The organism is Amycolatopsis sp. lyj-108, assembly GCF_046549005.1.
Taxonomy (GTDB): Bacteria; Actinomycetota; Actinomycetes; order Mycobacteriales; family Pseudonocardiaceae; genus Amycolatopsis.
The window spans coordinates 799,195-811,896 of the sequence record NZ_JAJPWQ010000001.1 but is presented as its reverse complement, the minus strand read 5'-3'; the positions used below and the strand labels follow the sequence as shown (position 1 = coordinate 811,896).

The 12,702-nt window shown below is 69.8% G+C and carries 10 protein-coding genes; 6 read left to right on the top strand and 4 right to left on the bottom strand.

Annotation, left to right across the window (positions count from 1 at the left end):
- Positions 1-94: 94 nt before the first annotated feature.
- From ACLJO0_RS04025 to ssd, 4 genes are read right to left on the bottom strand one after another with little or no spacing between them, the layout of a single operon-like run.
- On the bottom strand, positions 95-673 hold the full coding sequence (locus ACLJO0_RS04025; protein WP_410576586.1) for a type II secretion system F family protein: 579 nt from the start codon (positions 671-673) through the stop codon (positions 95-97).
- Complete coding sequence (locus tag ACLJO0_RS04020; protein WP_410576585.1) at positions 667-1,407, bottom strand: type II secretion system F family protein; 741 nt, start codon at positions 1,405-1,407, stop codon at positions 667-669. Before ACLJO0_RS04020 ends, ACLJO0_RS04025 begins: the two co-directional genes overlap by 7 nt.
- The gene (locus tag ACLJO0_RS04015; RefSeq protein WP_125791160.1) at positions 1,404-2,546 is read right to left on the bottom strand and encodes a TadA family conjugal transfer-associated ATPase; all 1,143 of its coding nucleotides are present in this window, start codon (positions 2,544-2,546) and stop codon (positions 1,404-1,406) included. The genes ACLJO0_RS04020 and ACLJO0_RS04015 overlap by 4 nt, the downstream gene beginning before the upstream one ends.
- A complete protein-coding gene (gene ssd, locus ACLJO0_RS04010) occupies positions 2,543-3,616 on the bottom strand; it encodes a septum site-determining protein Ssd (protein WP_410576584.1) in 1,074 nt (357 codons plus the stop codon). The genes ACLJO0_RS04015 and ssd overlap by 4 nt, the downstream gene beginning before the upstream one ends.
- A gap of 582 nt (positions 3,617-4,198) precedes the next feature.
- On the opposite strand from ssd, the gene ACLJO0_RS04005 reads away from it, so the two are divergent.
- The 6 genes from ACLJO0_RS04005 (at position 4,199) to ACLJO0_RS03980 (ending at position 12,586) form a co-directional block, all read left to right on the top strand.
- Complete coding sequence (locus tag ACLJO0_RS04005) at positions 4,199-4,996, top strand: HAD family hydrolase (RefSeq protein WP_125791158.1); 798 nt, start codon at positions 4,199-4,201, stop codon at positions 4,994-4,996.
- A gap of 576 nt (positions 4,997-5,572) precedes the next feature.
- Complete coding sequence (locus ACLJO0_RS04000; RefSeq protein ID WP_410576583.1) at positions 5,573-7,378, top strand: glycoside hydrolase family 3 protein; 1,806 nt, start codon at positions 5,573-5,575, stop codon at positions 7,376-7,378.
- Entirely contained in the window at positions 7,375-8,643 is a 1,269-nt protein-coding gene (locus ACLJO0_RS03995) for an exo-beta-N-acetylmuramidase NamZ domain-containing protein (RefSeq protein WP_410576582.1), read from the top strand. Before ACLJO0_RS04000 ends, ACLJO0_RS03995 begins: the two co-directional genes overlap by 4 nt.
- 11 nt (positions 8,644-8,654) lie before the next feature.
- Entirely contained in the window at positions 8,655-10,430 is a 1,776-nt protein-coding gene (locus ACLJO0_RS03990; protein ID WP_410576581.1) for a serine hydrolase, read from the top strand.
- 210 nt (positions 10,431-10,640) lie between these two features.
- Positions 10,641-11,639: a MurR/RpiR family transcriptional regulator gene (locus ACLJO0_RS03985; RefSeq protein WP_370307155.1), complete on the top strand. Its 999-nt coding sequence runs from the start codon at positions 10,641-10,643 to the stop codon at positions 11,637-11,639.
- 17 nt (positions 11,640-11,656) lie between these two features.
- Positions 11,657-12,586, top strand: a complete 930-nt coding sequence (locus ACLJO0_RS03980) for an N-acetylmuramic acid 6-phosphate etherase (RefSeq protein WP_125791154.1) — start codon at positions 11,657-11,659, stop codon at positions 12,584-12,586.
- Positions 12,587-12,702: the final 116 nt, after the last annotated feature.

Sequence of the window (12,702 nt, the reverse complement as noted above, 5' to 3'; positions counted from 1 at the left end):
TCGGTGCACCCGCGATAGCGGGGCCTTCGGCCGGGGCGGGTTCGCGGCTTTGGTCGCTTATTCGTGCTTCCTCTTCAGTTCCGCCGTCCGGCTCTTAGAGGGGGCCGCCGAGACGACCGGCGAGGCCGAGCACGACGGGCAGGACGCCGAGGCAGAGGAACGCGGGGAGGAAGCAGAGGCCGATCGGGGCCGCGAGCAGCACTCCGGCCCGTTCGGCGCGCTCCTCGGCCTCGGCGGAGAGCGATTCGCGCAGTCTTCGCGCGAGGTCCTTCGCGTGGGTCGCGAGCGCGGTGCCCGCTCTCGCCGTGCGGACGGCGGCGACGGACAGTTCGGTCAGGCCGGGCCGATCGCGGATCGGTGCCCAGGCTTCCGCCGGTCCGACACCCACGGCGAGGTGCGCCGCCACCGAACGCAGCGCCGCCGCGGTCTTCGGTGACGCTGCCGGTACGACGGCCTCGAGCGCGACGGGCACCGGCAGCCCGCCCGCCAGGCAGGCGGCCAGCAGGTCGAGCGTGGCGGCGGACCGGAGGAGTTCGGAGACGCCTTTGTCCCGGGACGACCGTTCCCGGAGCCAGGCGAGGAGACGTCCTGGCCGCGCGACGGTCCGGGCAGCGACGTGCGGCCACGAGAAGACGGCACCGCCCAGCAGGATCAACGCCGCTCCGGTCAGCACGGCGCCACCCGCCCGGTGAGTGCCCGGCACCAGGCCGTGCCTGTCCAGAGCAGCCCGCTGCCGACGACGAGCAGGAACTGACCGGCACCCGTCCCGGTGAGGACGGCGACCGGACTCGCCCCCATCGCCTCGCCGAGCGGCAGGCACACCAGCGGGAGGAGGGCGAGTACGGCGGCGCTCGCCCGGGGGCCGGCCATCTTGGCTTTGAGACGGCGCCGGAAGCCGATCTCCGCCTCGGCATCCCGTCGTGCGGCGTCGAGCACGTCGGCCATCGGAAGCCCGAACCGGTTCGCGAGGGTCCAGGCGTTCACCAGCGCCGGTGGCGCGTCCGGATCGGCGGTCTCGCCACCGAGCCGGGCGGCCGCGCCGAGTCCGCGCAACCGTTCGGACGCCGCGGGCATCGCCTCCGCGGTGGCTTCGATCGCCGCCACCGGATGGGCACCCGCCCGGAGTTCGCCGATCATCGTCCGCAGCACGGAGGCGGTGAGTTCTGCTTCGGCCAGCGCCGCCTTCGCCCGTGCCCGCCATCGGTGCTCCTGACGGACGGTCAAGGTCACCACGAGCGTCGCCACCGCCCAGCCGATCCCGAGCAGCGGCAGGACGAGCAACGCGGGCAGCGGCCACCAGCCCACGCGGACGGCTCGGGGCGGCCGCCAGGCGAACGGCGTGCCCGCCACGGGTCTCGGCCAGCAGGCCACTCCCGCGCCGCAGGACAGGAGGAACCAGGGGTTCATGCCGCCATCTCCTCGAACGGGGTCTCGTCGCCGATCCAGTTGCCCTTGCTCCAGATCGGGACGACCTTGGCCTCGCCTCGGAACGACCGGAGGACGCCGACCTCGTCCAGCCGCCGGATCCCGCCCGGCAGGCGGCGCATGTGCAGCACCACCCGCACCGCGGCCGCCAGCTGGCTGTGCAGGGCGTCCCGTTTGAGCCCGCCGAGCGAAGCCAGCGCCTCCATCCGGGCCGGGACCTCCATCGGTGAATTGGCGTGCACGGTGCAGCCTCCGCCCTCGTGCCCGGTGTTCATCGCGTTGAGCAGCGCGCAAACCTCGGCGCCACGCACCTCGCCGACGACCAGGCGGTCCGGGCGCATGCGCAATGCCTGCCGCACCAGCTCACCGAGACTGATCTCTCCCGCGCCCTCGACGTTGGCCGGGCGGGCGATCAGGCTGACGAACTGCGGATGATCCGGTTGCAGTTCGCCGGCGTCCTCGACGCAGACGATGCGTTCGCCCGGGGGCACCGCGCCGAGCAGCGCGGAGAGCAGGGTCGTCTTGCCCGCCCCCGTCCCGCCGGACACCAGGAACGCGAGCCGTCGCTGGATGACCGAATCGAGCAGGTCCGCACCGCTGGTGCCGAACACCCCGCGCAACCGGAGTTCGGCGAGATCATGACTGGCGGGCCGGAGAATGCGGAGCGAAAGGGAAGTCCCGGCGGGCGCGATCGGCGGGAGGACCGCGTGCATCCTGATCCGGCGTCGCGGTCCCGCTCCCGGCAGCCAGCAGTCGGCGAACGGTTGCGCGTCGTCCAGCCGCCGTCCACCGGCGAGGGCGAGCCGCTGGGCCAGCCTGCGGACCGCTTCCTCGTCGGTGAAGCGAACTTCTGTCTCTTTGGGACCTTCACCGATGTCGGCCCAGACCTCATCGGGGGCGGTGACGAGAATGTCGGTGACGCCGGGCTTTTCGAGAAGCGGCGCGAGCGGGCCGACGCCGACGAACTCGTCGCGGGCCAGCCGGACCGCGCCGAGGACGGCGTCCTGACCGAGCGCCCCGCCTGCTTCGGCGCGGACCGCCCGCGCGACGCTCACCGGGTCCGCCGGGACGGCCGATCCGGCCAGCCGCCGCCGGACCCGCTCGACCAGATCGTCGGTCATCGCGAGGCACCGGCCAGGTTTCCGCGTGCGGCCGCGAGGACTTCGGTGGCGGCCGTCGCCAGGTGTCCACGAGGCTTCAAAAGAAACTCGCCTCGATCGAGGGCCGCCGAAAGGGATCGCTCGCGACCCATCGACGTGATGAGCGGGACACCGACGGCGTCGGCGATCTCTTGCGGGATCAGCCCGGCGGGCGACGGGCCCCGGACCGCGACACCGATCCGTGTCGCGTGGGGTTCGAGCCTGGCGATGACCTGTTTCGCCGCCGCGCAGGCTCGGAGTTCCGCGGGGACGACGACCACGACCAGATCGGCCAGCCCGATCACGGCGGACGTTTCGGTGCCGAAATACCTCGGCAGATCGCAGACGACCGTCCGCCCGGCCCTCCGCCCGGCGCACAACACGCCCTCGATCGCGTCCGGACCGGGGCCGCGTCCTTCCCTGCCGTAGGACACAAAGGACAGTGAGCCGGTCGCGTATTTCTTTCGTGGCAGGGCTTCGCTCAACGCGGTCATCGACACCCTGCCACCGAGGTCGAGCTCCGGCCAGCGCGGCCCGCGATCGCGTTCGGCGGCGAGGAGGACGTCGACCCCGCCGCCGAGCGGGTCGCAGTCGACGAGCAGGCCGCCGCTGCCGGACTTCTCCGCCCGGTACGCGACGGCGGCCGCCAGTACGGAAGCACCGGCTCCGCCCCGCCCGCCGATGATCCCGATGACGACGCCGTCGTCCCGCGCGGGCCCGTCGACGACGTCGGCGAACTCGCCGATGAGGTCGCTTTCCTCGTCCGGCAGCGAAAGGACCTTCTCCGAACCGGTGTTGAAGGCACGCTCCCACGTCACCGGGGTCGGCGCGCCCTTGCAGACGAGCAGGACCTTGTTCCGTCGCAGCAGGCGATTCGGTGTGCTCGCGGCCTCCTCGTCGAGCACCACGAGCGGCGCGCGGGCCCATCTCCCGCGTGCGGCGTCCAGATCCGGTGCTCGTTCGACCTCGCAGCCCGCGGCAGCCGCCACGCGCAGGATCTCGTCGAGCAGGATGTCGTCTCCGGCGACGACGAGTGGATGTTCTTCGGTCATGGCTCCCCCAGTGATCGGTCGGACTCGGGTTGTGACTCCACGGTCGCGCCGCTTCCGTCCGCGCACAACGCCGTTCCGTCCCGCCTGTGGACAACCGGGGTGTTGTGGACAACTCCGCGGCGAGAGATCGTTTTCCCGGCGCTTTCGTCGGTCCCTTCCGGCATACTTCCCGGCTTTCATCCCATCCTGTTCCTCGACGAAACCGCGCACGGAAACCGTTGAGAGAAAAGAAAGTTAACGAACTTCGTCCGATTCGGCCTTGTCCTGAAGGGATTTCCGCGACCGACAAGGTCTGAACCATTGGCAGGGCGGGAAGTTAGAGGGCGGCCCTCGCCAGGGGGGAGGGACGAGGGCCGCCTGGGGTTCAGCCCCGGGGGGTCGGACTGAACCAGGGCCCGGTGCTACACCGGACAATCTCACTGTAACTCCGATACCGCCCCGTTGCGGGCGACGCCGGTACCCACAATTCGATAACGGCACGACGCGCCGGATCCCATGCGCGGTCGTGAATTTTCCACCGCGGTATCCCGGCCGTGGTCGACCAACGGGCGGGCCGGTGTCCGGCTCTCCTATCCTTGGCGGGTGGACCGACCCAGCACGACGCCCAGCACGGTCGCGGCGTTCTTCGATCTCGACAAAACGATCATCGCCTCCTCGAGCGCACTGGCCTTCAGCAAGCCTCTTCTGCGCGAAGGCCTGATCAACCGCCGAGCCGCGCTTCGCAGCGCGTACGCCCAGCTCGTCTTCTCCCTCGCGGGCGCGGACGCGGCGAAGACCGAGCGGATGCGGGCCGAGGTTTCCGCGCTGTGCGCCGGATGGGACGTCGCCCAGGTGTCCGCCATCGTCCGCGAGACGTTGCACGACGTCGTCGACCCGCTCGTCTACGCGGAGGCCGCGGAACTGATCTCCTCGCATCGCGCGGACGGGCACGACGTCGTCGTGTTGTCGGCGACCGGCGAGGAAGTCGTCGCACCGGTCGCCGAAATGCTCGGCGCGACGCGCAGCGTGGCCACGCGGATGCAGATCGTGGACGGTCGCTACTCGGGCGAAGTCGATTTCTACTGCTACGGCGAGAACAAGGCCGTCGCCGCGAAGCAACTCGCGACGACGTACGGCTACGACCTCACCCAGTGCCACGCGTACACCGACTCGAGCACCGACATCCCGCTACTCGAAGTCGTCGGACGGCCGCACGCGGTCAACCCCGACCGCGTCCTGCGCAAGCACGCGACCGAGCAGGGCTGGGAGATCCTCGCCTTCGAGCACCCGATGTCGCTGCGGACCCGGATCCCGGCGCGGTCGGCGGGGCTGGTGGCGCTCGGCGCCTTCGCCGCCGGGGCCACCTGGTACGGCTACAACCGGCGCAAACGCACCCGCTGAGCGCACACCCACACGGCGGTACCGAACCGGTTTTCGCAGCCAGGGCCGCGAATTGTCCGTCGCGGAGGGTGCCCGTGTCACTAGATCGAGCCTCTGTACCGGTGCACCCGTCTGCGCACTTGAAGTGACCCGGCTCACGGCGTAGAAAGTAGGTGCGGACGTTCGGTCGGCCAGGGAACAGGTAGAAGAGAAGCCTGTTCCACCCCGGCGAATCTCCGTGTGCGGACACCGGGTACCCACGCGCAGCGCGCCGCGGGAGGCTCGTCGTCTAGGGACTGCGTACCGGGACGCCGGACGCCGAGTCCATGAAGGTACGACCAGAGTTGCACGCTTGGTCGCCCGAGTTGCCCGCACTGATTGGCGGCGCCCGCCGGCTTCGGCCGACGGGCGCCGCCAGTGTTTTAGCCCTGTTTTCAAGCGTGACAGGCCCGTTCGCGTCCCTTTGTGTATGAACGGACCGATCGCGGGGGTGGCCGATGGACAAGCAAAGTGCTCGTGGGTAGCTTCCGGATATCAGTGCTTCCAGGTGGACTTCTTTCCACCTGAGAGTCAGGCACGAATCTGGGAGGCTTTGAGGTGACGACCCGAACCGCGCACGCCCGTCATCGGAGGATCCATGCGCTCGCCGTGCCCCTCGCGGGTCTGCTCACCCTCGCCGTCACGGCCGTTCCGGCGACCGCGCAGCCGGTGACGGCGGACGTGGAGGCGCAGCGGACGCTGCGCGGATTGACCCTGGAGCAGAAGGTCGGGCAGCTGTTCGTCACCTGGGTGAACGGGAAGTCCGCCGACGAGGTCAACGCCAAGAACAAGGCCGACTTCGGTGTGGACACCCCCGCGCAGGTGATCGAGAAGTACCACCTGGGCGGCGTCATCTACTTCAACAACGACAGCCGCGACAACTTCGACGATCCAGTACAGGTCGCGAAGCTGTCGAACGGGCTCCAGCGGACCGCTCTCCGCAGCGGCGCCCACATCCCGCTGCAGATCGCGACCGACCAGGAAGGCGGCACGGTCACCCGGATGGGTGCCCCCGCCACCGAACTGCCGAACGCGATGGCGATCTCGGCGGGCCGGGACACCAAGGCCGCGCAGGAGGCCGCCCGGATTCTCGGGCACGAACTGCGCGCCGTCGGCATCAACCAGGACTTCGCCCCTGACGCCGACGTGAACTCGAACCCGGCGAACCCGGTGATCGGTGTCCGTTCCTTCTCCGGCCGCCCGGACCTTGCAAGCGAGTTCGTCGCGGCCCAGGTCAGGGGCTTCCAGAACTCCGGGCGGCGCTCCGAGACGGTGTCCGCCGCCGCGAAGCACTTCCCCGGCCACGGCGACGCCGCCACCGACAGTCACCACGAGCTGCCCAGGATCGACCGGAGTGAGGCCAGCTGGCGCGAGACCGACGTGCCGCCGTTCAAGGCCGCGATCAAGGCCGGCATCGACTCGATCATGAGCGCGCACATCCAGTTCCCGAGCCTCGACCCGTCGGGCGAGCCCGCGACGCTGTCGAAGCCGATCCTCACCGGCAAGCTGCGCGAGGAGCTCGGTTACCGCGGTGTCGTCGTCACCGACTCGCTCTCGATGGACGCCGTGCGCGAGATGCACAGCGACGCGGAGATCCCGGTGCTGGCACTGAAGGCGGGCATCGACCAGCTGCTCATGCCGGTGAACCTCGAACTCGCGATCAACTCGGTGCTCGACGCCGTCCGCAAGGGTGAGCTGACCGAGCAGCGCATCGACGAGAGCGTCCTCCGGGTGCTCAAGCTCAAGCTGAACCGGGGCATCCTGACCTCGCCGTTCGTCGACCCGGCCAAGGTGATGTCGAAGGTCGGCACCCCGGCCAACCTCGCGACCGCGCAGGGCATCGCCGACCGGTCGGTCACCGCGATCCGCAACGACGGCGGCGTCCTGCCGCTCAAGCAGCAGCCCGCGAAGACGCTCGTGACCGGCTGGGGCGTGAGCACGACGACGTCACTGGCCGCGAAGCTCACCGCGCACGGCACGCAGGCGACGGCGTTGCAGACCGGCCAGACACCGACCGACGCGCAGATCGCGCAGGCCGTCGCGGCGGCGAAGAACGTCGACCTCGTCGTCGTGCTGACCAACAACGTCGGCACGTATCCGTTGCAGGGCAAGCTGTTGCAGGCGCTGGCCGACACCGGGAAACCCGTCGTCGCGGTCGCCGCCCAGATCCCCTACGACGCCGGTTACGAGAACCCGATCAAGACGTGGCTCGCCACGTACGGCTACATCTCGCCTTCGCTCGAAGCGCTGGCGAAGGTGATCCTCGGGAAGGTGAAGCCGCAGGGCAAGCTGCCGGTGGACGTCCCCGCGGGCAAGGACGTCGGCACGGTGAAATACCCCTTCGGCCACGGGCTGACCTGGTGAACCTCAACCGCCGCCACTTCCTCGCCACCGGTGCGCTCGCGGTCCCGGCGCTGACGGCCGGCTCCTCGGTCGCGCGGGCGCAGCCGGAAAGCGAGAGCAAAGGTCCCCCGCTCACCCGCACCGGAGCGGACGTGCTCGCCGCCAAGGGCTGGGCACCGCTGTCCGGCCGGAAGCTCGGAGTGCTGTCGAATCCGACGGGTGTGCTGGCGAGCGGCGACCACATCGTCGACTCGATGGTCGCCGCCGGGGTCCGGCCGCTCGCCGCGTTCGGGCCGGAACACGGTTTCCGCGGCAGCGCGCAGGCGGGCGGCTCCGAAGGCGACTACACCGATCCGCGCACCGGCGTGCCGGTGTACGACGCGTACGGCGCCGACGCGACGAAGCTCGCCGGGATGTTCACGAAGGCGGGTGTGGACACCGTCGTCTTCGACATCGCCGATGTCGGCGCGCGGTTCTACACCTACATCTGGTCGCTGTACACGGCGATGGTCGCGGCGGCGAAGGTCGGCGCGGCGATCGTCGTGCTGGACCGGCCGAACCCGCTGGGCGGCAGGGCCGCCGGGCCGATGCTGAACCCGGCGTTCGCCTCGGGTGTCGGCCGGAAGCCGATCGTGCAGCAGCACGGCATGACCGTCGGCGAACTCGCGCGGTTCTTCGCGGCCGAATTCCTGCCTGCCGAGGGCGTCACGCCGGGCAAGCTCGAAATCGTCGAAGTGCGCGACTGGCGGCGTGATCAGCTCTTCGACCGCACCGGACTGACCTGGGTCCCGCCGAGCCCGAACATGCCGACGCCGGACACCGCGCTCGTCTATCCCGGCACCGGGATGTTCGAGGGCACCGTGTTCTCCGAAGGCCGCGGCACAACGAGGCCGTTCGAGATCATCGGCGCGCCCGGCCTCGACTGGCGCTGGCGCGAAAAGCTCGGCGAGCTGCGGCTTCCCGGCGTGAAATTCCGTGAGGCGTACTTCGTGCCGACGTTCGGCAAGTTCGTCAACGAGCCTTGCGGCGGCGTGCAGGTGACCATCACGGACCCGCGCGCGTTCGACGCCATCCGCACCGCGGTCACCATGTTCGTCACCGCGAAACAGGTGCACCCGGACAAGTTCAAGTGGCGGCCCGACAACTTCCTCGACAAGCTCTCGGGTTCCGACAGGTTGCGCACGATGATCGACAAGGGCGCCGGGCCGGACGAGATCGTCGGGTCCTGGCAGGCCGAACTGGCCGAGTTCGACCGGAAACGCCGTCGCCATCTCATCTATCGCTGAGGGGAACGACCTTGCGTGTTAGGAAGATCCTGATCGCGGCTGTTTCCGTCCTGGTCGCGGCGACCACGCTGTCGACGGCGGGAGCACAGGCGATTCCGGGTAACGGAGAACAGGCGGACCGCGCGGCGGGCCGGTTCGACAAGCCGCGTGAAGGCTTCGCGCCCGCGTCCACCGTCCTGCGCGACGGCGCGCCCTCCGAGGTCGGCCTCGATCCGGCGCCGATCAAGGCGGCCGAGCAGTTCATCGAGAGCTGGACGAAGCCGGACGCCACCGGGCATCCCCACTTCTCCGGAGCGGTCGGCCTGCTCGCGCACGACGGCGTGGTCGTCGAGCGCCAGGCCGTCGGCGGCGCTGTCCGCTACGCCGACGCGAAGGGCACAGAGCTGCCACCGGAGCAGCAGGTGCCGATGCGCGCGGACACCATCTTCGACATGGCCTCGATCTCGAAGCTGTTCACCTCCATCGCGGTGATGCAGCTGGCCGAGACGGGCAAGCTGGACATCTCGGCGCCGGTGGTGCGGTACCTGCCGGAGTTCGGGGTGAACGGCAAAGAGGCCGTCACCGTCCAGCAGCTGCTCACGCACGTCTCGGGCTTCGCCGCGACACCGCTCCCGTCGCTGTGGGAGGGCTACCCGGACATCCCGTCGCGCCGGAAGGCCGTCCTCGACAGCCCGCTGAAGAACGCGCCCGGCAGCACGTACCTGTACTCCGACATCAACCTGCTGACGCTCGGCTTCCTGGTCGAAAAGCTGGCCGGGGCACCGCTGGACAAGGTGGTCCAGGACCGCATCGCCGGCCCGCTGGGCCTGGCCGACACCGGATACAACCCGCCGGTGTCGAAACTCGCCAGGGTCGCGGCGACCGAGTACGCCGCGAAGCCGCCTCGAGGGCTCGTACGCGGCGAAGTCCACGACGAGAACGCCTGGTCGCTGGGCGGCGTCGCCGGGCACGCGGGCGTCTTCTCCACCGCGCCGGACATGGCCGTGCTGGCGCAGACGATCCTCAACGGCGGCGCGTACCGCGGTCAGCGGATCCTGCGTCCGGAAACCGTCCAGGCGATGCTGACGAACTACAACCACAAGTTCCCCGACAACTCCCACGGGCTCGGTTTCGAACTCGACCAGCCCTGGTACATGGGCGCGCTGTCGGCGCCCTCGACGGCGGGCCACACCGGGTTCACCGGGACCTCGCTGGTGATCGACCCGCTGTCGAGGTCGTTCGCGATCCTGCTCACCAACCGCGTGCACCCGACCCGGAGCTGGGGCTCGATCAACCTCGCCAGGGAAGCGTGGGCGAGTTCGCTCGCGAAGGCGATGGCGGTCCGCCCGGCGCACGGCCGTGAGGCGTGGTTCAGCGGCGCCGGAGACGTCTCGACGGCCACGCTCACGACCCCGCCGCTACAGACCCGTGGCGGGCCGCTGAAGGTCTCCTTCGCCACCTTCGTGGACACCGAAGGACCCTCGGACTCGCTCTTCTTGGAAGCGAGTACCGACGGCGGAGCCACCTGGAAAACGATTACTCTGCGTGCGAACGGACCAGGCGCTCCCGCCGGGGATCAACCCGGACTCGGCGGGCACGGCCATCGGGCTTGGTGGCGGGTCGCCGCCGAGGTGTCGCAAAGCTCACAAATCACCCTCCGATGGCGTTACACGACCGATGCCCGTTACACCGGACGGGGAATTTCTTTGGACGGTGTGAAAGTCACTGAACGCGGCCGCACACTGCTGGACAGTGAGCATAATCCGCCTACTTTCGTCGCTACCGGCTGGAAATTGAGCCCTAGGTAACCAGCCGGTTCCGATGCGGTGACCTGCCTGCCCCGTTGACCGGGACACAGCCCCTTGCGTCGCGACACTAAGTTGCCAAGTCGTTAGCTCGACCTCGTTAACGGCCTCGACCTGGTTAGCGACTTTCTGGTCAACGATTAATCGCAAATCGAATCCGCAGACACGGATAGGTTGCGATCTTCCCGAAGGGTGTGGGTAGCCTTGTCGCAGATGCCAACGGTTAGTAACTTTCCCACGGTGGGCGATACCGATTCCGTAATCGCGGCCGCACCGTCCGAGGCCGTGCCGGCGCAGCCGACACGGGACGCTGACGCGAGCCCGCTTGTCCGGATTCGCTCCCTCCTGCCCGGGCTCGCCCGGGCTGAACAGCGTGTCGCGAAGGTCGTTCTCGAGGACCCCGCGACGGTCGCACGACGCAGCATCACCGAGGTCGCGCTCGCGGCCAACACGAGCGAAACCACCGTCACGCGGTTCTGCAAGGCCGTCGGTGTCGGCGGATATCCGCAGCTCAGGATCGCCTTGGCGGCCGACACCGCCCGCACGGAGGCCCGGTCGAGCCGGAACCTCGGCGGCGAGATCGGCCCGGAGGACGACCTGGCCGCGGTGATCGGCAAGGTGAGCTTCGCGGACGCCCGTGCCGTGGAGGAGACCGCCGACCAGCTCGACGTCCCGTCGCTACAGCGGGTGATCGACGTTTTGGCGGGCGCCGGCCGGGTCGACGTCTACGGCGTGGGCGCGAGCGCGTTCGTGGCCGCGGACCTGCAGCAGAAGCTGCACCGCATCGGGCGGGTCAGCTTCGCCTGGTCGGACACGCACATCATGCTCACCTCGGCCGCCGTGCTGAGCCCGGGAGACGTCGCGATCGGCATCTCCCACACGGGCGCGACCACGGACACCGTCGAGGCGCTGCGCGTGGCCCGCGAGCACGGCGCGATCACCGTCGCCGTGACGAACTTCCCGCGTTCGCCGATCACCGAGGTCTCCGACCACGTACTGACCACGGCCGCACGGGAGACGACGTTCCGCTCGGGTGCGACCGCCAGTCGCATCGCGCAGCTGACCGTCATCGACTGCCTGTTCATCGGTGTCGCGCAGCGGCACATGGACGCGTCGGTCAACGCGCTCGACGCGACCAGGGACGCGGTTGGCTCGCACCGTCTGGGCGTCCGGCCCGACGGCAGGCGGCGGCCGCGGGAAACCGGCAAATGAGCGAAAAAGTGAGGCGCATGATGACCGTCCCACGCCAGGTGGTGCACGTCGATTCGCCAACCGAACAGCGCAATCCACGGACGACCGACATCGACCTGATGTCGACCATGGGGATCCTCGGCGCGATCAACGCCGAGGATCGCCGGGTCCCCGAAGCCGTCGCCGCGGTGCTGCCGCAGGTGGCACGGGCGGTCGACTTCGCCGTGGAAGCGCTGCGGTCGGGAAACCGCGTGCACTACTTCGGGGCCGGCACCTCCGGCAGGCTGGCGACGTTGGACGCGGCGGAGCTCGTGCCGACGTTCAACGTGCCCTCCGATTGGTTCATCGCGCATCACGCGGGCGGCGCACGCGCGCTGCGCCAAGCCGTCGAAGACGCCGAGGACAACGCGAAGGCCGGAGCCGCCGAGGTGACCGAGTCGGTCGCCCCCGGCGACTTCGTGCTCGGGCTGACGGCTTCCGGCCGGACGCCCTACGTCCTCGGCGCGCTGGCCGCGGCCAGCCGTCGCGGCGCCCGGACCGCTTTGGTCTCGGGCAATCCGGCCGCGGTGACGCCGCCGGGGGTCGATGTCCTCATCGCGGTGGACACCGGCCCCGAGGCGATCGCCGGGTCGACGCGGATGAAGGCGGGCACGGCGCAGAAGATCATCCTCACGGCGTTCTCCACCGCGACGATGATCAAGCTCGGCCGCACCTACTCGAACCTGATGGTCAGCATGCGGGCGACCAACGCGAAGCTGCGCGGACGGACCATCCGGATCTTGCGCGAGGCCACCGGCATGAGCATGGCGGACTGCTCCGACGCGCTCACCGAGGCCGACGGCGACCTCAAGGTCGCGCTGGTCCATCTGCTGTCCGGCGAGGATGTCGCGAACGCGGCGAAGGCGCTGGCGGCCAACGATGGCCACGTACGCAAGGCTCTCGACTCCCTGCGGGTGCGCGCGAGCTGAACCGATCGCCCAGGCTCCCGGGTCTTCGCGACCGAGAGACCGGGTGGTCACCGGCGGACAGACCCGTTCATCCCGACGCTTCGCGCTTACGCGACGCGAACGGGTGTCCGTCGCCG